At 68.3% G+C, this 23402-nt stretch carries 19 protein-coding genes; 12 read left to right on the top strand and 7 right to left on the bottom strand.

The features are described from left to right. Positions 1 to 180: 180 nt before the first annotated feature. The 4 genes from AU195_RS13860 to AU195_RS13845 form a co-directional block, all read right to left on the bottom strand. Positions 181 to 432, bottom strand: a complete 252-nt coding sequence (locus AU195_RS13860; protein ID WP_059159630.1) for a hypothetical protein — start codon at positions 430 to 432, stop codon at positions 181 to 183. Then, entirely contained in the window at positions 429 to 3011 is a 2583-nt protein-coding gene (locus tag AU195_RS13855; RefSeq protein WP_157531130.1) for a glycohydrolase toxin TNT-related protein, read from the bottom strand. Before AU195_RS13855 ends, AU195_RS13860 begins: the two co-directional genes overlap by 4 nt. Positions 3012 to 3430: 419 nt before the next feature. Continuing rightward, positions 3431 to 3718, bottom strand: a complete 288-nt coding sequence (locus AU195_RS26205) for a WXG100 family type VII secretion target (protein WP_286149236.1) — start codon at positions 3716 to 3718, stop codon at positions 3431 to 3433. Continuing rightward, positions 3715 to 4356, bottom strand: coding sequence for a WXG100 family type VII secretion target (locus AU195_RS13845; RefSeq protein WP_059159628.1), 642 nt, complete (start codon positions 4354 to 4356; stop codon positions 3715 to 3717). The genes AU195_RS26205 and AU195_RS13845 overlap by 4 nt, the downstream gene beginning before the upstream one ends. 222 nt (positions 4357 to 4578) lie before the next feature. On the opposite strand from AU195_RS13845, the gene AU195_RS13840 reads away from it, so the two are divergent. The 4 genes from AU195_RS13840 to lpqB are packed head-to-tail and all read left to right on the top strand — an operon-like array spanning position 4579 to position 9421. Next, a complete protein-coding gene (locus tag AU195_RS13840) occupies positions 4579 to 5211 on the top strand; it encodes a dTMP kinase (protein WP_059159731.1) in 633 nt (210 codons plus the stop codon). Positions 5212 to 5269: 58 nt separating this feature from the next. After that, on the top strand, positions 5270 to 5956 hold the full coding sequence (gene mtrA, locus AU195_RS13835; protein ID WP_059159627.1) for a two-component system response regulator MtrA: 687 nt from the start codon (positions 5270 to 5272) through the stop codon (positions 5954 to 5956). A 49-nt stretch (positions 5957 to 6005) separates the two neighbouring features. Beyond that, positions 6006 to 7664 (top strand): MtrAB system histidine kinase MtrB, encoded by a 1659-nt coding sequence (gene mtrB, locus AU195_RS13830; protein WP_059159626.1) that lies wholly within the window; start codon positions 6006 to 6008, stop codon positions 7662 to 7664. Positions 7665 to 7669: 5 nt separating this feature from the next. Further along, positions 7670 to 9421 (top strand): MtrAB system accessory lipoprotein LpqB, encoded by a 1752-nt coding sequence (gene lpqB / locus AU195_RS13825; protein ID WP_502687342.1) that lies wholly within the window; start codon positions 7670 to 7672, stop codon positions 9419 to 9421. 155 nt (positions 9422 to 9576) lie between these two features. Here lpqB and AU195_RS13820 read toward each other — a convergent pair whose 3' ends face one another. After that, a complete protein-coding gene (locus AU195_RS13820; RefSeq protein ID WP_059159624.1) occupies positions 9577 to 10896 on the bottom strand; it encodes a DUF2252 domain-containing protein in 1320 nt (439 codons plus the stop codon). A gap of 83 nt (positions 10897 to 10979) precedes the next feature. Between AU195_RS13820 and AU195_RS13815 the strand changes: the two genes are divergently transcribed. The 3 genes from AU195_RS13815 to secA all read left to right on the top strand — a co-directional run bounded on the left by AU195_RS13815 (position 10980) and on the right by secA (position 15576). Continuing rightward, the gene (locus AU195_RS13815; protein ID WP_059159623.1) at positions 10980 to 11594 is read left to right on the top strand and encodes a ComF family protein; all 615 of its coding nucleotides are present in this window, start codon (positions 10980 to 10982) and stop codon (positions 11592 to 11594) included. A 331-nt stretch (positions 11595 to 11925) separates the two neighbouring features. Beyond that, the gene (gene hpf, locus AU195_RS13810; RefSeq protein ID WP_172800575.1) at positions 11926 to 12573 is read left to right on the top strand and encodes a ribosome hibernation-promoting factor, HPF/YfiA family; all 648 of its coding nucleotides are present in this window, start codon (positions 11926 to 11928) and stop codon (positions 12571 to 12573) included. Positions 12574 to 12732: 159 nt separating this feature from the next. After that, positions 12733 to 15576 (top strand): preprotein translocase subunit SecA, encoded by a 2844-nt coding sequence (secA, locus tag AU195_RS13805; RefSeq protein WP_059159621.1) that lies wholly within the window; start codon positions 12733 to 12735, stop codon positions 15574 to 15576. A gap of 1 nt (position 15577) precedes the next feature. Here the strand turns inward: secA and AU195_RS13800 are convergent, their stop codons facing one another. Beyond that, on the bottom strand, positions 15578 to 16075 hold the full coding sequence (locus tag AU195_RS13800) for an Rv3235 family protein (RefSeq protein WP_059159620.1): 498 nt from the start codon (positions 16073 to 16075) through the stop codon (positions 15578 to 15580). A 169-nt stretch (positions 16076 to 16244) separates the two neighbouring features. Between AU195_RS13800 and AU195_RS13795 the strand changes: the two genes are divergently transcribed. The 5 genes from AU195_RS13795 (at position 16245) to AU195_RS13775 (ending at position 22442) form a co-directional block, all read left to right on the top strand. Next, the gene (locus AU195_RS13795) at positions 16245 to 17651 is read left to right on the top strand and encodes a WS/DGAT/MGAT family O-acyltransferase (protein WP_059159619.1); all 1407 of its coding nucleotides are present in this window, start codon (positions 16245 to 16247) and stop codon (positions 17649 to 17651) included. 60 nt (positions 17652 to 17711) lie between these two features. After that, positions 17712 to 19448 carry a BCCT family transporter gene (locus AU195_RS13790; protein WP_059159618.1) on the top strand — a complete coding sequence of 579 codons (1737 nt, stop codon included), beginning with the start codon at positions 17712 to 17714 and terminating at the stop codon, positions 19446 to 19448. Between the two features lie 13 nt (positions 19449 to 19461). After that, positions 19462 to 19962, top strand: coding sequence for a DUF6912 family protein (locus AU195_RS13785; RefSeq protein ID WP_059159617.1), 501 nt, complete (start codon positions 19462 to 19464; stop codon positions 19960 to 19962). Between the two features lie 39 nt (positions 19963 to 20001). Continuing rightward, positions 20002 to 21132, top strand: coding sequence for a ferredoxin reductase (locus tag AU195_RS13780; RefSeq protein WP_059159616.1), 1131 nt, complete (start codon positions 20002 to 20004; stop codon positions 21130 to 21132). A 68-nt stretch (positions 21133 to 21200) separates the two neighbouring features. Continuing rightward, complete coding sequence (locus tag AU195_RS13775; RefSeq protein ID WP_059159615.1) at positions 21201 to 22442, top strand: fatty acid desaturase family protein; 1242 nt, start codon at positions 21201 to 21203, stop codon at positions 22440 to 22442. A gap of 86 nt (positions 22443 to 22528) precedes the next feature. Here AU195_RS13775 and AU195_RS13770 read toward each other — a convergent pair whose 3' ends face one another. Continuing rightward, positions 22529 to 23377, bottom strand: a complete 849-nt coding sequence (locus tag AU195_RS13770) for an aldo/keto reductase (protein WP_059159614.1) — start codon at positions 23375 to 23377, stop codon at positions 22529 to 22531. Positions 23378 to 23402: the final 25 nt, after the last annotated feature.

Below are 23402 nucleotides of genomic sequence, written 5' to 3'. Positions count from 1 at the left end.
GCGCTCGATCCGCGTGCTCTTCGGGCGGAATTGGTGGGAGTCGCTTCGCAAAAGTGATATCGCCGGCGATAGCTGATATCACCGGTGATATCGGATCCCAGGACCGCCTAGTGGCTTGGTCATCTGACGGTTGTGACTGCCGTCGCCGGTCAAGGTGGAACGCGTCTTGACGCGGTTCGGCTATCTGAGTGCGATAGCGTCGGCCAAGAGTTGGCTGTAGGTCAAGCGGCCGAGCAGTTGGAAACAAGCTTCTGTTTCCGTCGCCAGACGGACGAGGTTGTTCTTCGTTCCACGCTCGTACCAGTACACCTCCCACATCCCGTCGGATGACTGTTCCAGACACCAGGAATAATCTGCGTGGCCACCGAGTGCCAGGACCTCGCGAGATATGCCGATCGCGGCGAGCGCACGCGCCAACTCGGCCTGGTTCATAGCCGAACCTCCCTCAGGTAGCCCGCGTTGAGCAAGTCAACTATGGGTTGTGTGAAGTAGTACTGCGTCCCCCCGCCGGGTTGGCCCATTGCGGGCGCAATCTTGCCTTCCCAAATCGGCAAGGGACGGACTACCTCGTAGCGATGGTAGCCAGCGTCGAGGCTGTGTGCGGGCAGCGCCCGCTCGGGAAAAGGGGTTCCGACCGGCGAACCGAACTGACCGAATCCCGGGCCGAAGCGATCGAATTCGTCGCCCGGGTTCAGCACGGTCGGCGTTCGACCTTCGGGCGTGTTGAATCCCTGGGGGTGGGCTTGCGAATCCGGCCAGACCAGATCCGGGTTCCCGTGCATGTCCCGGTCACCGCTAGGCCAGTACTCGCGCTTCCACGCGTCCTCGCCCATTCCACCCATTGGGTCATAGCTGTCAGGAACCAAATCCCGTACCTCCGGATGACTGCTCGGTAAGCCTGGCGACATTGCGTCGCTGACGCGAGTCGGATTCGACGCGGCGTCAGCCAGTAGATCGTGGGTGAGAAGGCCGGCGTCCGGATGAACCAGCTCGTTCGTCGGTATCGTTCGCCCGTCGGCATCGTAATCGCGCACAAGTTCGGCCGAATCATTCGGCACGTCGTGCCCGCGAAGGGTCGCCGGCGGTGGGCTGCTCTCGTGCGGCCTGTCGCCGCCGATCTCCGGCCGCGACCCTGGCCGTTCAGACCCCACAGGTGTGGGCTGGCCGGCCGCGGCCGCCGTGTGGTTCGATGCGCCCGCAGTCACCGGCGCCGTCGGCGTATGCCCAGGCGCCGGACCGGCAGCCGAAGCCTGTTGCGCACGCGGGGTTTCCGGTGATGCGGTGTGTGACGCCCTGGTCTCCGGCCCCCGCGCTTCAGGTGTCCTCGCGGGCGCGTCCGGAGTAAGTGTCGCGCTCGGAGCGTGCGTTGCCCCCGGTACATGCGGGGCCATGGGTCCAACCTCGGCCATCCCCACCGGCGGCGGTGCACTGCCACTGCTCGAGTCGTGTCGCCCGGCATTGCCGTCACTGGGCGTATGCGTCTGCGCGGCAGGGTAATTCGAGTCCACGGCCGGCCCGTTGTGTTGATCCGCCGGGGGAGCGTGCGTGGGCGCATCTGCCGGCGTGTCCGCCCGGCCGTTGTACTCGACTGCGCTCGAGCCGTTGTGGCTCGGCGCACGATCTCCGGTGTGCGTGTTCGTCGGCGGAGCCGTACCGGCCTCGGCGTGGCCCCCACCCGCGGGTGTCTGGTTGGCTTGCGGAGCGTGAGACTCGTGGGTGCTGGGCGCGTGCGACGGCGCGTCATGCGGCGCCGCCGGGCTCGGCGAATCGAACGGGTGTCTCGGTCCATCTCCGGGCGGTGGCGGTGGTGGTTCGTCGCCGCGCCCGTGCGTTGTCGGTCCGTCACCGCCGCCACCCGGAATGGCCGCAGGTCCCGGCGGGTTGGGCGGGCCTGCCGGCCCCTCGAGACCACGCGGAGCCGACGGTCCGTCGACTCCGTGCGGCATGGTCGGGCTCAGCACCGACTCCGGGATGCCCGGCGGCCGCACTTCCGGAACGCTCGGCACCCCCGACGGAACACTCTCGAGATCGGGCATGGTGTCGAGATTCGGTGTACCGTCGCTTGATCCGAGGCCGCGCAGGCCGGGGATCTTGCCGTCGTTCAGCAGCCCCCTGGTCGTCCGTAGGCCCTTTGCCAGCGTGCCCGTCTTCGACAACGCACCACCCGGCACGAACAACGACCCGATGTTGAAGGCCGCCTCGCCCGCCGCCCGGCCAGGGTGGTCACCGGACCACTTGTCCCACGCGACGAACTCCTTGCCCATGTTGGCCAGGACTGCGGGCGCCGTCGACGGATCCCTCGCGACCGACAGCGCCACATTGGCCATCTCCTTCCAGGTGTCCGGGTCCGCCAGCGCGACGGTGCTCGCCACCGTGTTGATCAACCCCGTCGTCAACCCCACCTGGAAATCGGTGTACAGGGTGAACACGTCGGCGAGGGCGTTACCGACGTCATCGCCGAGCAGTTCGACCAGGTGCGGCCGTACCCATTCCTGCAATGACGTGACCGCATCACCGATGGCCGACGTGAGTTGTCCGAGCAGGCCGACGATGCCCTTGACCTGATCCTGGAAGTTGTTGAGGACGGTGCCGACGTCGTTGGCGACCTCGCGCAGGATGTCGTCGGCCTCGCCGGTGAAGATGCCCTTCACCATGTCCCACGCCCCGCCGAGTGAGATCCTGTCGAGCAACCGCCGGATGGCGTTCTGGGTCTCCTCGACGCCTCTGGCGAAATCATCGATCTGCTCGGCGAGGATCCCAGCAGACGTCGACAACTTCGACACCGCACCGCCCAGCTTGTCGAGCGCTTCGCCGATCCGGCCGCCTTCTGGGATCTGCTGCTGGCCGACAACGGTTTTCATGGGGGTGAGCAGGTCGTCGAAGATCGACAAACCTGTCCCGATGTTCTCCCACTGCCGGGCGGCGAGCCGCAGCCGCCCGGGACTGCCCGACGGCCACGTCAGGGCGGCGCCGGCGAACATCCCGCCGGGAATGACGTTGAGGAACGGCACGATCAGATGCCACTTCGTCGGCGGTGGAACGCCGGTCCCATCAGGCCCGGTCGCGGCGTCGGCCGCCTTGGTCTCCGCCGGCGGGTTACCGGCGCTGCCCGTCGGACCCGAACCGCCCACCGTCGACGAGACGTCGGCGTTCGTGTAGTTGAAGCCCGTCGCCACGAGCATGTAGCCCACCGACGTGAACGCGTTCGCCGCCTCGGCCACCGCGTTGGCGAACTCCTGCGCCTGATCGCCGTATTCCAGCCCGAAGTTCAATCCCGCCGGGTCGGTGCCCGACGCGATGCCCGACGACACGATCTGCCCCACGGCGCCCGACAGAGCGTCCAGTTGCTCACCGAGGGAACCGATCCGCTTGCCCGCGTCGATCAGCGCGTCCGGTTCGACCTCGATGCGCACCCCGGAGCCCGAGTGTCCTACGCCCACATCTGACCGTTCTTCGCGACCGCGTCCAAGTAGTTCTTGCGCGCCGTGTCCGCGATCGTCTGTAACTGCGCCAGCGCCTTGTTCATCTGTTCGGCGCCGTCCTCCCACTGCTGCTGCGACTGGGCCTGCGCCTCCGACGCCTCACCGTGCCACGTCGCGCGTAGTGCGGCCATCGTGCGGTCGACGTCCTCCAGGGTCTCGACGACATCCCGATGGAACTCGCGCATGTGGTCGATCGCCGCCTGCAGCTTCGAGAAGTCCACAACCAGCTGTGTCACAGCTCCCGACCTTCCTCGCCCGGCGCCGGGGCGGCAGGATCCTCCGCGTCGCCCTGTCGCGCGAGCCCGACAATCTCCTGGGCCAGTGCGGCGGCCTGTTGTGCCAGCCCGCCCGCCAACTGCGTCGACTGCCCGGCCGCCCCCTGCACCGCCTCGGCCACCGTCGGTAGCGCCTGGCCGGGTTGTGCGGCCGGCGCCGCCGCTGCTACCGCCGTCGCCGACTCCGTCAGGTTCATCTGCTGCGCCAACTCGGCGACATCCTGGCCGCCCGCCGCGCCATTGGCACTCGTCGTGGCCGCACCACCGCCCGACGCACCACCGGCGGCGCCTGTCGCCTGCATCGACGAGCCGAGTGCTCCCGCGGCCTGCTCATCCGTCTTCGCGTACTCCCGGCCCGCGATCCGCAGCAGATCCGACATGGTCTGCAACCCGCGGACGACCTGCCCCGCGCCGCTGTGCCACTTGTCCCACTCACCGCCGAACGCCGACGCCGCGCCGCCCTTCCAGCCCGACCCCAACAGCTGGTCGACCTCCAGGTCCACACTCGACAGCCCGTCCTGCAGGCGCTGCCCAGCATCGGCCAGACGCACCGATGCCGAATTCAGCTCCGAGACGACGACTTCAACGGATTGCCCCATTCGGCGAACCTCCAGTCTGTGTGCGGTTGACTCGACGCAGACGTCGATGGGTCCCGCGACGATGCGGCGGCGAGACGGGGTGCCCGGCGGCGACCGAGATAGCTCCTCCCCACAGCAAACTCCCGACACGCTGAGTAGAGCCTATTTGGGCTCGCGGTGGGTCGGGTGCACCAATTCGTCCCTCCGCCCGAGCCCGCGGCCGCCCGCGGTTACGCTCGCCGCGTGCTCATCGCGATCGAGGGTGTCGACGGCGCCGGCAAGCGGACGCTGACCAACGGTATGCGGTCGGCGTTCGAGGGGACCGGTCTTTCGGTTGCTACGCTGGCCTTTCCGCGCTACCACCGCTCGGTCACCGCGGACCTGGCCGCGGAGGCGCTGCACGGCGGGCACGGCGACCTCGCCGAATCGGTGTACGCGATGGCGGTGCTGTTCGCGCTCGACCGGGCCGAGGCCCGGGACGAGATCGGCCACCTGACCGCCGCCTACGACGTCGTGATCCTCGACCGTTACGTCGCCTCCAATGCCGCCTATAGCGCCGCCCGCATGCACCAGTCGGGCGATGGCGAGGTGGTCGAGTGGGTGCGCGCCCTGGAGTACGACCGGTTGGGTCTGCCGCGCGCCGATTGGCAGATCCTGCTCGACGTACCGACGGAGCTCGCGGCCGAGCGCGCCGAACGTCGGGAAGCGCAGGAGTCCGACCGGACCCGTGACGCCTACGAACGCGACGATGGGCTGCAGCGGCGCACCGGCGAGGTCTACCGCGCGCTCGCCGAAGCCGACTGGTGCGGGCGCTGGATCACCACGGGTGCCGACGCCGACGCGGCCGGGCTGGCCGACCAGCTGACCGCCTCCTGAGGCCGACAGGAGAAACGCCCTGCGTGGTAGCCGGGTTTTATCGCGATCTGGTGACACCATGGACACCATGAGGCAAAGGATTCTGGTCGTCGACGACGATCCCTCGCTGGCCGAGATGCTCACCATCGTGCTGCGCGGGGAAGGGTTCGACACCGCCGTCGTCGGCGACGGCACCCAGGCGCTCAGCGCCGTGCGGGAACTCCGCCCGGATCTGGTGTTGCTGGATCTGATGCTGCCCGGCATGAACGGCATCGACGTCTGCCGCGTGCTGCGTGCGGACTCCGGTGTGCCCATCGTCATGCTCACCGCGAAGACCGACACCGTCGACGTCGTCCTCGGCCTGGAGTCCGGCGCCGACGACTACGTGATGAAACCGTTCAAACCCAAGGAGCTCGTCGCCCGTGTGCGAGCCCGGTTGCGTCGCAACGAGGACGAGCCCGCGGAGTTGCTGTCGATCGGCGACGTGGAGATCGACGTGCCCGCCCACAAGGTCACCCGGCAGGGTGAGCAGATTTCGCTGACTCCGTTGGAGTTCGACCTGCTGGTGGCGCTGGCACGCAAACCGCGCCAGGTGTTTACTCGAGATGTGCTGCTCGAACAGGTGTGGGGATACCGTCACCCCGCTGACACCCGTTTGGTGAACGTGCATGTCCAGCGGTTGCGGGCCAAGGTCGAGAAAGACCCGGAGAACCCGCAGGTGGTGTTGACCGTTCGAGGAGTGGGATACAAGGCCGGACCCCCGTGATCCAGCGCGGCTCGCCCGTGGCCGTGATGACCACCGCTCGGCGGTCTCCGTGATCTGGGGCGCGAGACGGCGTATCCGGGGCGGCTTCTGGCGGTCGGGACCGCTGATCCGCGGCCTCGCCGCACTCGGGCGAGCGCTGAGCCTGGTGTGGCGCCGCTCGCTGCAACTGCGGGTGGTCAGCCTGACGCTGGGGCTCTCGCTGGCCGTCATCCTGGTGCTCGGCTTCGTGCTGACCAGTCAGATCACCGACCGCATCCTCGAGGTCAAGGTCAAGGCCGCCACCGAGGAGATCGAACAGGCCCGCAACACCGTGGGCGGCATCGTGGGCGGCGAGGAATCCCGCTCCCTCGACAGCAGCCTGCAACTGGCCAGGAACACGCTGATCGACCGCAAGGCCGACGCGGGCAGCGGGCTCGCCGGCGCCTACGACGCCGTGCTCGTCGTCCCGGGTGACGGACCCCGTGCGGCGACGGCCGCGGGACCCGTCAGCCAGGTGCCGGAGGCGTTGCGCGACTTCGTCAAGGCCGGACAGGTCAGCTACCAGTACGCCACGGTGCAGGCCGACGGCTTCGCCGGCCCGGCGCTGATCGTCGGCAGCCCGACGTCGTCGGAGGTCACCAACCTCGAGCTGTACCTGATCTTCCCGCTGACCAACGAGGAGTCGACGATCGCGCTGGTGCGCGGCACGATGGCCACCGGAGGCGTCGTCCTGCTGGGCCTGCTGGCCGCGATCGCGCTGCTCGTCGCCCGGCAGATCGTGCTGCCGGTGCGGTCGGCGTCGCGGATCGCCGAACGGTTCGCCGAGGGGCACCTGTCCGAACGCATGCCGGTGCGCGGCGAGGACGACATGGCCCGCCTGGCGGTGTCGTTCAACGACATGGCCGAGAGCCTGCAACGCCAGATCACCCAACTCGAGGAGTTCGGGAATCTGCAGCGCCGCTTCACCTCCGACGTCTCCCACGAGCTGCGGACACCGCTGACCACGGTGCGCATGGCCGCCGACCTCATCCACGACCACAGTGACGACCTGGATCCCGCCCTGCGGCGGTCGACCGAGCTGATGGTCAGCGAACTCGACCGGTTCGAGACCCTGTTGAGCGATCTGCTCGAGATCTCCCGCCACGACGCCGGTGTCGCCGAACTGTCGGTGGAGTCGGTGGATCTGCGCAGCACCGTGCGAAGTGCCCTCGACAACGTCGGCCACCTCGCCCAGGAGGCCGACATCGAGTTGATCGTGGACCAGCCCGCCGAGGAGGTCATCGCCGAGGTGGACCCGCGGCGGGTGGAACGCATCCTGCGCAACCTCATCGCCAACGCGATCGACCACGCCGAACACAAACCGGTGCGGATCCGGATGGCCGCCGACGAGGACACTGTCGCCGTCACCGTCCGCGACTACGGTGTCGGGTTGAGGCCCGGCGAGGAGAAACTCGTGTTCAGCCGGTTCTGGCGGTCCGACCCGTCGCGCGTACGCCGTTCCGGCGGAACAGGTCTCGGGCTGGCGATCAGCATCGAGGACGCCCGGCTGCACCAGGGTCGCCTCGAGGCGTGGGGCGAGCGCGGCAACGGGGCCTGCTTCCGCCTGACGCTGCCGCTGGTCCGCGGTCACAAGGTGACGACGAGCCCGCTGCCGCTGAAGCCGGTTCAGCCCGACCGCACCACGCGCCGGGGTGGGCGCGAGCGGCAGCCGGCGGGGGAGACGGTGTGAGACGACTGGTGGCGGCGGTGTGGCTGCTGGTGTTGGTCGCCGCGTCGGGATGCGCGGGGGTGCCGAACTCCTCGGCGCCGCAGGCGATCGGAACCGTCGAGCGGCCGGCGCCGCCGAGCCTGCCCAAACCGACGCCCGGTATGGATCCCGACGTGCTGCTGCGCGAATTCCTCAAGGCCACCGCCGATCCGGCGAACCGGCACCTCGCGGCGCGCCAGTTCCTCACCGAGTCGGCGTCGCAATCCTGGGACGACGCAGGCAGCGCCCTGCTGATCGACCGGGTGGTGTTCGTCGAAACCCGTGAGCCAGAACGCGTCTCGGTGACGATGCGCGCCGACATCCTCGGCTCGCTCTCGGATGTGGGCGTGTTCGAGACCGGCGAGGGCGCGTTACCGAACCCCGGCCCGATCGAACTGGTGAAGACCTCGGACGGGTGGCGCATCGACCGGCTGCCCAACGGGGTCTTCCTCGACTGGCAACAGTTCCAGTCCACCTACAAACGCAACACGCTCTACTTCGTCGACCCGACCGGCACCACCGTCGTCCCCGACCCGCGCTACGTCGCGGTGTCCGACAGCGATCAGCTGGCCACCGAACTGGTGTCCAAACTGATCTCCGGGCCACGGCCCGAGATGACCAATACGGTGCGAAACCTGCTGGGCTCGCCGCTGACCTTGAGCGGACCGGTGACCCGCGCCGACGGCGGCAAGACCGGCGTGGGGCGCGGGTACGGCGGTGCGCGCATCGAGTTGGAGAACCTCTCGACGACGGATCCGCACAGCAGGCAACTACTTGCCGCGCAGATCATCTGGACCCTCAACCGGGCCGGCATCAACGGCCCGTACGTGATCAACGCCGACGGCGCTCCGCTCGACGACCGGTTCACCGACGGGTGGGAGACCTCCGACGTCGCGGCCACGGACCCGGGGGCGTTCGCCGGCGCCGCCGCCGGGCTGCACGCGCTGATGAACGGCTCGCTGGTGTCGTTGGACGGCCAGCGGGCCCCGCGGGTCCCCGGATCGTTCGGTCAGGCGCCCAACCAGGTGTCCGCGGCGGTGTCGCGCAGCGGTCAGGACGCCGCCTCGGTGGTGGTGCTGCGGACCGGCGCGCCCGACATGCAATCCACGTTGTGGATCGGGCCGCTCGGCGGGCGCGCGGGCCAGGCGCTGGAGGGCAGGAGTCTGTCGCGGCCCAGCTGGTCGCTCGACAGCGCCGTGTGGGTGGTGGTCGACGGGGCCAACGTCGTGCGGGTGATCCAGGATGCGTCCGGTCAGCCGGCGCGCATCCCGGTCGACGCCGGACCGGTGGCGCTGAAGTTCCCCGGCCCGATCGCCGAACTGCAACTGTCGCGCGACGGCACCCGGGCGGCCATGGTGATCGGCGGGCAGGTCATCCTCGCGTCGGTGGAGCAGACCCAGGGCGGGCAGTACGCGCTGACCTATCCGCGGCGTCTCGGCTTCGGACTGGGTGAGACGGTGGTGTCGTTGGCCTGGCGCACCGGCGACGACATCGTGGTCAGCCGCAAGGATCCCCAGCATCCGGTGTCCTACGTCAACCTCGACGGGGTGAACTCCGACGGGCCGAGCCGCAACCTCGCCATGCCGGTGACCACGGTCGCGGCCAACCCTTCGACGGTGTACGTCGCGGATGCGCGCGGGGTGGTCCAGCTGTCGCCCTCCACGGCCGAGGGCGACCCCACCTGGACCGAGGTGCGTCCGCTCATGGTCGCCGGAACGGTCCCGGTGCTGCCGGGATGACCTCGACGCCACGCGACCGCGGTGTGACGGCTGAAACGGTTGTAGCGCAAGTTGTTTCGAGGATCCCGTGAGCGTGCGCAAACTGCTGTGAAATCCACGGCGCGTCGGGTGCAGACACGCACGCTCGCGGATGACGGGGAGGGCGGTGCCCGGGTTCAGCGCTCGCTCGTCGAGGTGACCCCCGGGATGCGCCCGTCGCGGAACGCGTCGACGAACAGACGGTGGTCGTCGCGGACCTGCGCTGCGTACTCCAGGCCGAAGGTGACGATGTCGTCGACGAACTCGTCGGCGCGGTCGCCGATGACCGACACGATCGCCTCCTCGGTCTGGAACTGCACCAGCGACTGGTCGCTGTCGCTGTCGCCGACGCAGTGCACCTTGGCCACCGCCCGACCGAGCTGCTCGATCACCTCGCCCAGCTCGTCCGGCTCGGTCAGCTCCTCCCACTCCAGATCCGCCTCGTACGGCGACAATTCGCTGACCACGAAGCCCACCCCGTCGATGTCGGTGTAGCCGAGCAGCGGGTCGGCATGCGCCTGCAGGGCGCGCTGCGACACCGCGGTGCGGTGCCCGTGGTGCTCGAAGTAGTCGTGGACCTCGTGGTCGCCGAGGACCCGGCTCGGGGCGGCGACGTTGCCCTGCTTCATCGACAGCACCACGTCGTTGTCCAGCGCCTGGTTGAACCCCTCGATGAGGATCGTGTAGGTCGGCAATCCGGCGCTGCCGATCCCGTGTCCGGTCTTGCCGACCACATCCTTGATGTCATAGGCGATGCCGTGGAACCGCTTGGCGCCCGGGATCGTGGTGAGGTAGCGGTCGAAGGCGTCCTGCACCTTCTCGCGCTCGGCGTCGTCGAGCCGGCGGACCCCGGCGCCGTCGCGGAACGTGCGTTCCCAGTCGTCCACCTTCGTCATCCGGTCGAGCATCTCCGAGCGGGTGGACAGCAGCGCCGACCGCAGGGCCGACAGCACCGCGCCGCGGGCGGTCTCGAGGTTCAGCGAGTACGAGGAGTCGTCGTCGGTCTGCAGGAACCACTGCACCTGCTCGAGGTAGGCGCGCACGAACGTCTCGATCAACCCCGCGATCTCCCCGTCCGAGAGCGCCTTCTGCCAGCAGATCAGGGCCACGCTCGCGGCGAACCGCTTCAGATCCCAGGTGAAGTGACCGACATAGGCCTCGTCGAAGTCGTTGACGTCGAAGATCAGCTTTCCCGCACCGTCCATGTAGGTGCCGAAGTTCTCCGCGTGCAGGTCGCCCTGGATCCACACCCGGCTGGTGCGCTCATCGGCCCACTTGTCCTCACGGGCGGCGACGTCGGCGTAGAACAGGCATGCGCTGCCGCGGTAGAACGCGAACGGTTCGGCGGCCATCTTGCGGAACTTGGTGCGGAAGGCGTCCGGGTCGGCCTTCATCAGCGCTTCGAAGGCCTGTACCAGGCAGTCGACGATGGTCGACTGCCGCTCGTTGTCCGCCATGGGTCCATCCAACGCCGGATGAGGGATCGGCGCACCGGACTACGGCGAATCGGACTGTCACACCCCGCGCCGACACTGCGGACATGCTCGACCTCGTCCTCCCGCTCGAATGCGGCGGCTGCGGCAGGCCATCGACGCGGTGGTGTGAACAGTGCGCCGCGACGCTGACCGTCAGGGCCGACGAACTGCACCTGGTCAGCCCGCGGCTCGATCCGGGCGTTCCCGTGTTCTCGCTCGGCCGCTACGCCGGGCCGCGTCGACGGGCGATCCTCGGCGTGAAGGAACGCGGCCGCACCGACCTGATCGCCCCGCTCGCCCACGCCTTGGGCGAGGGCCTTGCGCACCTGGCCGCCTGGGGCATCGTCGACCGGCGCGCCACCCTCGTCCCGGCTCCCACCCGCCGGATCGCGGCCCGCCGCCGCGGCGGTGACCCGGTGACCGCGATGGCGCGCGCCGTCTCGCCCGACGTCGTCGCGGCGCTGCGCTCCAAGGCGTTCACGCGGGATTCGGTCGGCCTCTCGGTGCCGGACCGGCAGCGCAACGTCGCCGACCGGATCCGGCTCGTCCGGCCCGTCGCCGGGCCCCTGGTGCTCGTCGACGACATCGTCACCACCGGCGCCACCGCCGCGGAATCGGTCCGTGTGCTGCAAACGGCCGGCGCCGCAGTGTCCGCCGTACTCACGCTGGCCTACGCCTGATCATGAGGACATCCGTCGCGGCCGCGTCAAAGCGCTGTGAAGAACTTGAAACAGTCTCGGGAACCACTGGCCGACCGGGTGAACAACGACTACCGTCGCCCTTAACCACCCGTGAATTCACGGCCGGCGCTCAGAACGAAGCGCCACTTCGCCGCACAACGGTAGGAGGTGACAGTCGACACCTTGCGCCGGTGGGCTGCGGCAATCTCGGAGAAGATGCGACTGCTCTCGGCGCGTTTCGTGACAACCCCCGGCACGCACCTCGCGTGCGACGCGAAAGAGAAACGAGTTGCCAAGTATGTCAACGCATTCCACGGAAACTGACCGCACGATGGTGATCGAGGAGGAACCGCACGCGGAGGCGCCGAACGCCGAGGTCGTCGTCAAGGGCCGCAACGTCGAGATCCCCGACCATTACCGAACCTACGTCTCCGAGAAGCTCACGCGCCTGGAACGGTTCGATCGCAGCATCTACCTCTTCGACGTCGAACTGGACCACGAGAAGAACCGCCGCCAGCGCAAGAACTGTCAGCACGTGGAGATCACCGCGCGCGGACGTGGTCCCGTGGTCCGCGGCGAGGCGTGTGCGGACAGCTTCTACGGCGCCTTCGAGGCGGCCGTGAGCAAACTCGAGAACCGGCTGCGCCGGAGCAAAGACCGTCGCAAGATCCACTACGGGGACAAGCGGCCGGTGTCGGTCGCCGAGGCGACCGCGGCGACCGCGGCGATCGAGGAGGAGGCGCCGGCGCCCGCCGAGGACACCGCCCTGCTCGACAACCTGACGCTCGACGATCACGAACCGGGGCGCATCGTCCGCGTCAAGGAGCACCCCGCCACGCCGATGACCGTGGACGACGCGCTGTCGCAGATGGAACTCGTCGGTCACGACTTCTTCCTCTTCCACGACAAGGAGACCGACAAGGCCACGGTCGTGTACCGCAGGCACGCCTACGACTACGGGTTGATCCGGCTGGCCTGATCCGGCCCGCCTGACCGTCCTTCGACAGCCCCGCGACGCCGCGCCGTCGCGGGGCTCGTCGTGGCGGACACGCATCCGGGACTGCCACGACGGCGGAGTTGCCAGCTTGGACCTCTACCATGGGACAGGTCTGATACCTCAACCCACAGGGGAAAAAGCGTGCTCGATAAGTTGCTCCGTCTCGGTGAAGGCCGCATGGTCAAGCGCCTCAAGAAGGTGGCTGACTATGTCAACACCTTGTCCGACGACGTCGAGAAGCTGTCTGACGCCGAATTGCGAGCCAAGACCGACGAGTTCCGCAAGCGCATCGACGGCGGCGAAGACCTCGACGACCTGCTGCCCGAGGCGTTCGCGGTGGCCCGCGAAGCCGCCTGGCGGGTGCTGAGCCAGCGCCACTTCGACGTCCAGGTGATGGGCGGTGCGGCGCTGCACTTCGGCAACGTCGCCGAGATGAAGACCGGTGAGGGCAAGACCCTGACCTGTGTGCTGCCCGCCTACCTCAACGCCCTCTCCGGCAAAGGCGTCCATGTCGTCACGGTCAACGACTACCTGGCCAAACGCGACAGCGAGTGGATGGGCCGTGTGCACCGCTTCCTCGGCCTGTCCGTCGGCGTCATCCTCTCGGGCCTGACCCCTGATGAACGCAGGGTGGCGTATCACGCGGACATCACCTACGGCACGAACAACGAGTTCGGCTTCGACTACCTGCGCGACAACATGGCCCACCGGCTGGAGGACCGCGTGCAGCGGGGCCACAACTTCGCCGTCGTCGACGAGGTCGACTCCATCCTGATCGACGAGGCCAGGACGCCGCTGATCATCTCCGGCCCGGCCGATGCCGCGTCGAACTGGTACAGCGAGTTCGCCCGCCTGGCGCCGCTGATGGAGAAGGACGTGCACTACGAGGTCGACCTGCGCAAGCGCACGGTCGGCGTGCACGAGGTCGGCGTGGAGTTCGTCGAGGATCAGCTCGGCATCGAGAACCTCTACGAGGCCGCCAACTCGCCGCTGGTCAGCTACCTGAACAACGCGTTGAAGGCCAAGGAGCTGTTCCAGCGCGACAAGGACTACATCGTCCGCAACGGCGAGGTCCTCATCGTCGACGAGTTCACCGGGCGCGTCCTGCTCGGCCGGCGCTACAACGAAGGTATGCACCAGGCCATCGAGGCCAAGGAGCACGTCGAGATCAAGGCCGAGAACCAGACGCTGGCCACGATCACCCTGCAGAACTACTTCCGGCTCTACGACAAGCTCGCCGGCATGACCGGTACCGCCCAGACCGAGGCGGCCGAGCTGCACGAGATCTACAAACTCGGCGTCGTGCCGATCCCGACCAACCGCCCGATGGTCCGCGAGGACAACACCGACCTCATCTACAAGACCGAAGAGGCCAAGTTCATCGCGGTCGTCGACGACGTGCAGGAGCGCTACGAGAAGGGTCAGCCGGTCCTGATCGGCACGACCAGCGTCGAACGCTCGGAGTACCTGTCCAAGCAGTTCACCAAGCGCAAGATCCCGCACAACGTCCTCAACGCCAAGTACCACGAGCAGGAGGCGAACATCATCGCCGAGGCCGGCCGGCTCGGCGCGATCACCGTCGCCACCAACATGGCCGGTCGCGGTACCGACATCGTGCTCGGCGGCAACGTCGACTTCCTCGCCGACAAGCGCCTGCGCGAACAGGGCCTCGACCCCGTGGAGACCCCCGAGGAGTACGAAGCCGCCTGGGAGGCCACCCTCAACCAGATCAAGGACGAGGCGGACGAGGAAGCCCGCGACGTGCGTGACGTGGGCGGGCTCTATGTGCTGGGCACCGAACGCCACGAGTCCCGCCGCATCGACAACCAGCTGCGCGGCCGCTCCGGCCGCCAGGGCGACCCGGGCGAGTCCCGCTTCTACCTGTCGCTCGGTGACGAGCTCATGCGGCGGTTCAACGGCGCCACCCTCGAAGCGCTGTTGACCCGGCTGAACCTGCCCGACGACGTGCCGATCGAGGCGAAGATGGTCACCCGCGCGATCAAGAGCGCGCAGACCCAGGTCGAGCAGCAGAACTTCGAGGTCCGCAAGAACGTCCTCAAGTACGACGAGGTGATGAACCAGCAGCGCAAGGTCATCTACGAGGAACGTCGCCGCATCCTGGAGGGCGAGGACCTCGCCGAGCAGGCCCACAAGATGCTCGTCGACGTCGTCACCGCCTACGTCGACGGTGCCACCGCCGAGGGGTATTCGGAGGACTGGGACCTCGAACAGCTGTGGACCGCGCTCAAGCAGCTCTACCCCGTCGGTGTCGACTACCACGACCTGGTGGACTCCGACGCGGTCGGCGAGGCCGGTGAGCTCACCCGCGAGGAACTGCTCGACCTGCTGATCAAGGACGCCGAACGGGCCTACGCCGAACGCGAGCGGGAGCTCGAGGAGCTGGCCGGCGAGGGCGCCATGCGTCAGCTCGAGCGCAACGTGCTCCTCAACGTCATCGACCGCAAATGGCGTGAGCACCTCTACGAGATGGACTACCTCAAGGAGGGCATCGGCCTGCGCGCCATGGCGCAGCGCGATCCGCTCGTGGAGTACCAGCGCGAGGGCTACGACATGTTCGTCGGCATGCTCGAGGCGCTCAAGGAGGAGTCGGTCGGCTTCCTGTTCAACGTCACCGTCGAGGCGGCGCCCGCCGCGCCGTCGAACCGGGTGGCGCCCGTCGCGGCACCTCCGGGGCTGTCGGAGTTCGCGGCCGCCGCGGCGCAGGCCCAGGCGCAGAGCGGCCAGGGCGGCGTGGCCACCAAGGAGCGGGAGACTCCCGCACCGACGTTGCGCGCCAAGGGAATTGACAACGACGACGCCCCGCCGCTGACCTACGTCGGCCCCGGCGAGGACGGTTCGGCGGAGGTGCAGCGGTCCAACGGCGGTCCACGCCACGCCGCACCCGGCGGCACCACGCGCCGGGAGCGCCGGGAAGCGGCCCGCAAGCAGGCCAAGTCCGCCAAGCCCACCCGGCGCCGCGGCTGAGTCAGCCGATCTGCAGCGCCACCAGCTGCCAGCGGCGGTCACCGACGACCTCCACGCGCGCGGCGATCGCGCGGACGCGTTCGCCGCGGGTGTAGGTCGCCCACACCTCCGCGGCCGACGGGCCCGCGCTGCGCAACCGCACGCGGCGCAGCCTGGCGGGGTGTCCGTGGCGCTCCCGGCACAGCGTGCCGACGGTGTCGAGCAGGGGCGGGGCCAGCAGCGGTTTGAGGTGGCCCACGGGCCTGCGGCGGTCGAGGACCTCGAGCACCCGGCGCAGTGCCACGTCGGCGAACATTGCGGCCGCTCGCGGCGCCGCATCCTGGACGGGCCGTGGGGCCGGGCGCAACATGCGCGGGGTGCGCCGGTGCAGAGCGGCCGGTGACGGCGCCGGGCACGCCTGCACCGCAGCGTCGGTGGGGGCGGGTTCGTAGTCGACGACCGGCGAGGTGAACGACGGACGCCCGGCGGGGGCGGGCGATGACGGCGATGACTGGGTCACGGCACTCTCCAGCTCGGCGGGACAGGACGACCGTCTGCTGGAGAGGAACAGACGTTAGACATCGTCGCACGATTCGCGGCAGGTCCTGAGCACCCGTGATGCGGCTGCACAGACAGGGCCGCTACCGTGACGTGGACATTGCGGGATTCGACGAAAGGGGAGGCGTCGGATGGTGACCCGGCTGTCGGCGTCGGATGCGGAGTTCTTCCGGTTGGAGAACACCTCGACGCCGATGTACGTCGGAACTCTGTCGATCCTGCGCAAGCCGCGTAGCGGCCTGAGCTACGAGACCCTGCTGCACACCGTGGAGCAGCGGCTACCCCAGATCCCGCGGTACCGGCAGAAGGTCCGCGAAGTCACGATGGGCCTGGCGCGGCCGGTCTGGATCGACGACCGCGAGTTCGACATCACCTACCACATCCGTCGCTCGGCGCTGCCGTCTCCGGGCAGCGATTCCCAGCTGCACGACCTGGTCGCCCGCCTCGGCTCCCGGCCGCTCGACAAGTCCCGGCCGCTGTGGGAGATGTACCTGGTCGAGGGGTTGGCGAAGAACCGCGTCGCGATCTACACCAAGAGCCACCAGGCGCTGGTCAACGGTATGACCGCGCTCGAGATCGGCCACGTCATCGCCGACCGCACCCAGAGACCGCCCGAGTTCGGTGAGGACATCTGGATCCCCGCGCGCGAGCCCAGCGACCGGGCGCTGCTGCTCGGGGCCGTCGGCGAGTGGGTCACCCGCCCCGCCGAACAGCTCGCGGCGGTGCGGTCCGCGGTCACCGACCTCGCCAACACCGAACAGCTCGTGGCCGCCGGCCACCGCGTCGCCGGCCTCGCCCGCACGTTCGCCCGGGGCACCGCACCGAGCAGCCCCCTGAACACCACCGTGTCCCGCAACCGTCGGTTCACGGTGGCCGGGCACCGCCTCGAGGACTATCGCAGCGTGCGGGCGCGCTACGACTGCGACATCAACGACGTCGTCCTCGCCGTCGTCGCCGGCGCGCTGCGCAACTGGCTGCTCTCGCGTGGGGAACCGGTCACCCCGACCGCCACCGTGCGGGCGATGGCGCCGATGTCGGTGTACCCCGACGCCGACATCGACTCCTCGGGTCCGGGACAGGCGATCAGCCAGGTGTCGCCGTTCCTGGTCGACCTGCCGGTGGGGGAGAGCAATGCGGTCGTGCGGCTGTCGCAGATCGCCCACGCCACCGAATCCCATCCGACCGCGCCCAGCCTGGTGGACGCCCGCACGATCGTCACGCTGTCCGGTTTCGCGCCGCCCACACTGCACGCCATGGGGATTCGCGTCGCGACCACGTTCCCCGCCCGGCAGTTCAACCTGCTCATCACCAACGTGCCCGGTGCCCAGAAACAGATGTTCGTCGCGGGGACGAAGTTGCTGGAGACCTATGCCGTGCCGCCGCTGCTGCACAACCAGGTGCTCGCACTCGGCGTCACCTCCTACAACGGCGAGCTGTACTTCGGGATCAACGCCGACCGCGACGCGATGAGCGATGTCGACGTCCTGCCCGGTCTGCTGTCGGAGTCGCTCGATGAACTCAAGGCGGCCGCTCGGTGACCGGATCGTGGCCGACGAGGGATTGACGCGACACGGTCGCCGGGGTCTCATGGTCAGACCATGACGGTCAGCTCCGAGAAGGACAACGAAAAGCCGCGGCGGCACAACATCGACGCGATCAAGTCGCCCACCGACGAGGCGATCCCGCATCCCGTTCTCGACGTCCCGGTCCGACACGAGGCCTACACCGGCTCCCGGGGTCTCGACTGGGTCGTCTTCGGCGTCACGGCCGTCATCGCCGTGGCGTTCCTCGCCTGGGGGTTCATCAGCACGGATTCGCTGGCGACGGCGTCGGGCAACGCCCTGGCCTGGGTGATGGACAACACCGGGTGGCTGTTCGTGCTCACCGCGTCGGGGTTCGTGGTCTTCGTGCTGTGGCTGGCGCTGGGCCGCTACGGCAACATCCCCCTCGGCCGCGACGACGAGGAACCCGAATTCCGCAGCGTGTCGTGGGTCGCGATGATGTTCAGCGCCGGGATGGGCATCGGATTGATGTTCTTCGGTGTGGCCGAGCCGCTGACCCACTTCGCGACCCCTCCGCCCGGCGTCGGGCCCGAGGGCGGCTCGGAAGCGGTCCAGTCCGCGATGGCGACGACGCTGTTCCACTGGACGCTGCATCCGTGGGCGATCTACGCCGTCGTCGGCCTGGCCATCGCGTACGGCGTCTACCGCAAGGGCAGGCTGCAGCTGATCAGCGCGGCTTTCGAACCCCTGATCGGAAGTCGCGCCAACGGGCCGTGGGGCAAGGTCATCGACATGCTGGCGATCTTCGCCACGCTGTTCGGGTCGGCGGCCTCGCTGGGCCTGGGAGCGTTGCAGATCCGCAGCGGCCTACAGATCGTCGGCGGCATCGGCGAGACCGGCAACGCCGTCCTGATTGTCATCATCACGGCCCTGACGGTCGCGTTCGTGCTGTCGGCCGTCTCCGGGGTGGCGCGCGGCATCCAGTGGCTGTCGAACATCAACATGGTGCTCGCCATGCTGCTGGCGTTGTTCATCTTCGTCGTCGGCCCGACGGTCTTCATCCTCAACCTGTTGCCGACGTCGATGGGCAGCTACCTGGCCGACCTGGCGATGATGTCCGCCCGCACCGGCGCCGAGGGTCCCGATGTGGACACCTGGCTGCAGTCGTGGACGATCTTCTACTGGGCGTGGTGGATCTCGTGGACACCGTTCGTCGGCATGTTCATCGCCCGCATCTCGCGCGGGCGCACCATCCGGCAGTTCGTCACGGGCGTGCTGCTCGTGCCCAGCCTGGTGTCGCTGGTGTGGTTCTGCATCCTGGGCGGCGCGGCGATCAACACCCAGGAGGGTGGGGTGGACCTGGCCGGTCAGGGCAGCAACGAGGAGCAGCTGTTCACCCTGCTCGAGCAGTATCCGATCGCGACCGTCGCCAGCGTCCTGGTGATGGTCCTGGTGGCGATCTTCTTCGTGTCCGGCGCCGACGCCGCGTCGATCGTGATGGGTTCGCTGTCCGAACGCGGCACCATCAGACCCACCCGCGGTGTGGTGATCTTCTGGGGTGTGACCACCGGTGCGGTGGCCTTGGTGATGCTGCTCGTCGGCGGTGCGGACGCCCTGACGGGTCTGCAGACCATCACGATCATCGCCGCGCTGCCCTTCGTGCTCGTCATGGTGGGCCTGGCGGTGGCGCTGGTCAAAGACCTGCGGCACGACCCGATGGTGGTGCGGAAGAAGTACGCCGCGGAGGCGGTGGACGAGGCGGTCATCCACGGCGTCACCGAACACGGCGACGACTTCATCATCTCGGTGGAGAAGGATCCCGGCGCCAGGTAGTTAGTCTCGCGGGATGCGCGTCTACATCCCGGTGACCCTCGCCATGCTCGCCCAGCTCGTCGCCGACCGGTCGTTGCGCGCGGTGAACGGCACCGCCTTCGCGGTCACGCCGACCCTGCGCGAGTCCTACGCCGAGGGTGACGACGAGGAACTGGCCGAGGTCGCGCTGCGCGATGCGGCGCTGGCCTCCCTGCGGCTGCTGGCCGCCGACGACGGCGCCTCGAACCTGCCGCCGCGGCGGGCGGTGCTCGTCGCCGACGTCGAGGGTGCGGCCGCCCGGCCGGACCTGGACGAGGCCGTGGTGCGATTGACCGGCGCCGTGGAGTATTCGGACGTGATCGCGGCCTATGTGGACAACGCGGACGCGGAGAGCGCGGTCCGGCTCGCCATCGACGCCGTCGACGTCGCCGACTTCGGTGACGAGGACGCCGAGCTCACCGTCGGCGATGCGCAGGACCACGACCTGGCGTGGTACGCCCCGCAGGAACTGCCCTTCCTGCTCGACCTGCTCTGAAACTGGATACGGAACCGTAAGTTACGGTACCGTAGGTTCATGGCCAAGAGTCAGATCAAAGTCTCTGCCAAAGTCGTCGACACCGTGCGCCCCCGCGTCGCTGCGAAGCACCCCGCTCTCAACGCGCTGCGCAACATCGCCGCCCGGATCACCACACCGCTGCTGCCCGACGACTACCTGCAACTCGCCAACCCGCTGTGGTCGGCGCGCGAGTTGCGTGGTCGTGTCATCGACGTCCGCCGCGAGACCGAGGACTCCGCAACGCTGGTGATCAAGCCGGGGTGGGGTTTCACGTTCGACTATGAGCCGGGCCAGTACATCGGCATCGGCCTGCTGGTCGACGGGCGCTGGCGCTGGCGCAGCTATTCGCTGACCTCCAGCCCGCGCAGCGGGGGCCGCACCATCGCCATCACGGTCAAGGCCATGCCCGAGGGGTTCCTGTCGACGCACCTCGTCGGCGGGGTGGCGCCCGGCACGATCGTGCGGTTGGCGGCCCCGCAGGGCAACTTCGTCATGCCCGACCCGGCTCCGGCCAAGGTGCTGTTCCTCACGGGCGGCTCCGGCATCACGCCGGTGATGTCGATGCTGCGCACCCTCGTGCGGCGCGATCAGATCACCGACGTCGTCCACGTGCACTCCGCGCCGACCGACGCCGACGTCATGTTCGGCGCCGAGTTGGCGGCTCTGGAGGGCAGCCACGACGGCTATCGGCTGCAGGTGCGGACCACGCGCACACAGGGGCGTCTCGACCTGTCCCGGCTCGACGAGATCGTGCCCGACTGGCGGGAACGCCAGACGTGGGCGTGTGGGCCCGAGGGCATGCTCGACGACGCCGAGAAGGTGTGGAAGCAGGCCGGGATCGCCGACGAGCTGCACCTGGAGCGGTTCGCGGTCACCAAGGCGGCGCCGCACGGCGAGGGCGGCACGGTGTCGTTCGCCCGCAGCGGCAAGACCGTCGACGCGGATGCGGCCACCTCGCTCATGGATGCGGGGGAGAAGGTCGGTGTGCAGATGCCGTTCGGCTGCCGGATGGGTATCTGTCAATCGTGTGTCGTCGGCCTGGTCGACGGCCACGTGCGCGACCTGCGCACCGGTGTGGAGCACGAGGCCGGCACCCGCATCCAGACCTGCGTGTCGGCGGCGTCCGGCGATTGCGTTCTGGACGTTTAGCAGTTACCCACTGGTAACCTACGATCTCGTAGGTTACGCTACCGTAGGTAGAGGAAGGAGGCGCCAAGATGGCAATCACAGACGTTCCTGAATTCGCACATCTCACCGACGCCGACATCGAGAGCCTGGGTGTCGAACTCGACACGATCAGGCAGGACATCGAAGACTCCCTCGGTGAGCGCGACGCGCGCTACATCCGCCGCACCATCGCGGCGCAGCGCGCACTCGAGTTGGCCGGCCGGCTGATGCTGGCCGCGAGCTCCCGACGGTCGGCCTGGTGGGCCGGCACCACGACGCTGGGCGTGGCCAAGATCATCGAGAACATGGAGATCGGCCACAACGTCATGCACGGTCAGTGGGATTGGATGAACGATCCCGAGATCCACTCCTCGTCATGGGAGTGGGACATGGGTGGCTCCTCCAAACACTGGCGGTTCACCCACAACTTCATGCACCACAAGTACACCAACATCCTCGGGATGGACGACGACGTGGGCTACGGCCTGCTGCGCGTCACCCGCGATGCCAAGTGGAAGCCGTTCAACCTCGGCAACCTGCTGTACAACGCCATCCTCGCCATCGGGTTCGAGTGGGGCGTCGCGCTGCAGCACGTCGAGCTCGGCAAGGTCTTCAAGGGTCGCGACAACCGCGACGAGAGCAAGGTCCGGGCAGGCGAATTCGCCGCCAAGGCGGGCACGCAGCTGGTGAAGGACTACGTGGCCTGGCCGGCCGTGACGGCGCTGTCGCCGGGTGCGACCTACCGGTCGACGCTGACGGCCAACGCGGTGGCGAACGTCATCCGCAACGTGTGGTCGAACGCGGTGATCTTCTGCGGTCACTTCCCCGACGGCGCGGAGAAGTTCACCAAGACCGACATGGTCGGCGAGTCCAAGGGGCAGTGGTACCTGCGCCAGATGCTCGGCAGTGCCAACTTCGAAGGCGGCTGGCTGCTGCGCTTCATGAGCGGCAACCTGTGCCACCAGATCGAACACCACCTGTACCCGGACCTGCCCAGCAACCGGCTGCACGAGATCTCCAAGCGCGTGCAGGAGATCTGCGACAAGTACGACCTGCCCTACACGACAGGTGCGTTCCTGGTGCAGTACGGCAAGACCTGGCGCACGATCGCCAAGCTGTCCCTGCCGGACAAGTACCTGCGCGACACCGCCGACAATGCGCCCGAGACCCGCAGCGAGCGGATGTTCGCCGAACTCGAGCCGAGCCAGCGGCGCGGTCTGCGGTCGTCGATCGCCGCCGTGCGGGCCCGCCGTCGCGAGAAGCGCGAGTCCCGCGGGACGCTGGCCGCGTAGAGCCGGAAACCGAGCGCACCGAAACTGCGGGGAGATCGCGATTTCATCGAAATCGTGGATCTCCCCGCAGTTTTCGGCGTCGGGGGTCAGTCGGGGATGTAGTCGAACGTGTCCGGATTCGGCCCGATGCGGCCCTGCTCGCCCTTGTCGAGAGCGGACAGCGCGTCGACGTCGGCACCACCGAGCTCGAAGTCGAACAGGTCGAAGTTCTCCTGAATGCGTTGCGGTGTAACCGATTTCGGGAAGATGATGTCGCCACGCTGGATGTGCCAGCGCAACACGACCTGCGCGGGTGACTTGCCGCTCGCCTCGGCGATGCGGGTGACCGTGGAATCGTCGAGCACCTGCCCCTGGGCGATCGGCGACCACGCCTCCGTGGCGATACCGTGTTCGTTGCCGTAGGTGCGCACCGCGTCGTTGACGAAGTACGGGTGCACCTCGATCTGGTTGACCGCGGGCACCGTGTCCGTCTCGCGGGCGAGGCGCTCGAGATGGTCGACCTGGAAGTTCGACACGCCGATGCTGCGGGCGCGGCCGTCCTTCTTGAACTCCTCGAGTGTCTGCCACGTCGAGACGAAGTCGCCGTCGTACAGGGTCGGCAACGGCCAGTGGATGAGGAACAGGTCGACGTGATCGAAACCCAGCTCGCTCAACGTCGTGTCGAACGCGCGGCGGGCGTCGTCGGGACGGTGGAACCCGTTGTTGAGCTTGCTGGTGATGAAGACCTCGTCGCGGTCGACACCGGAGTCTCGGATGCCCTCGCCGACCCCGCGCTCGTTCTGGTACATCTGCGCGGTGTCGATGTGGCGGTAGCCGATGTCCAGCGCCGTCTTCACCGCGTTCGCGGTCTCGTCGGGTTTGATCTGGTAGACGCCGAACCCCAACTGGGGAATCGAGGCGCCGTCGTTCAGGGTGACTGTGGGAACGGTGCTCAAGGTCGAGCCTCCTTCTGACGTAGTT

The organism is Mycobacterium sp. IS-1496, from assembly GCF_001499995.1.
In the GTDB taxonomy this organism is placed as follows: domain Bacteria; phylum Actinomycetota; class Actinomycetes; order Mycobacteriales; family Mycobacteriaceae; genus Mycobacterium.
The sequence above is the reverse complement of the archived record's forward strand: the minus strand, read 5'-3'. Positions and strand labels throughout refer to the sequence as shown.

Coding starts and splice junctions, on each gene's coding strand:
- AU195_RS13780 (WP_059159616.1), top strand. CDS start 20,002: ATGGCCAAGAGTCAGATCAAAGTCTCTGCCAAAGTCGTCGACACCGTG.
- AU195_RS13790 (WP_059159618.1), top strand. CDS start 17,712: ATGACGGTCAGCTCCGAGAAGGACAACGAAAAGCCGCGGCGGCACAAC.
- AU195_RS13815 (WP_059159623.1), top strand. CDS start 10,980: ATGCTCGACCTCGTCCTCCCGCTCGAATGCGGCGGCTGCGGCAGGCCA.
- hpf (WP_172800575.1), top strand. CDS start 11,926: ATGGTGATCGAGGAGGAACCGCACGCGGAGGCGCCGAACGCCGAGGTC.
- AU195_RS13845 (WP_059159628.1), bottom strand. CDS start 4,356: ATGGGGCAATCCGTTGAAGTCGTCGTCTCGGAGCTGAATTCGGCATCG.
- AU195_RS13795 (WP_059159619.1), top strand. CDS start 16,245: ATGGTGACCCGGCTGTCGGCGTCGGATGCGGAGTTCTTCCGGTTGGAG.
- AU195_RS13820 (WP_059159624.1), bottom strand. CDS start 10,896: ATGGCGGACAACGAGCGGCAGTCGACCATCGTCGACTGCCTGGTACAG.
- AU195_RS13785 (WP_059159617.1), top strand. CDS start 19,462: ATGCGCGTCTACATCCCGGTGACCCTCGCCATGCTCGCCCAGCTCGTC.
- AU195_RS13860 (WP_059159630.1), bottom strand. CDS start 432: ATGAACCAGGCCGAGTTGGCGCGTGCGCTCGCCGCGATCGGCATATCT.
- AU195_RS13775 (WP_059159615.1), top strand. CDS start 21,201: ATGGCAATCACAGACGTTCCTGAATTCGCACATCTCACCGACGCCGAC.
- mtrA (WP_059159627.1), top strand. CDS start 5,270: ATGGACACCATGAGGCAAAGGATTCTGGTCGTCGACGACGATCCCTCG.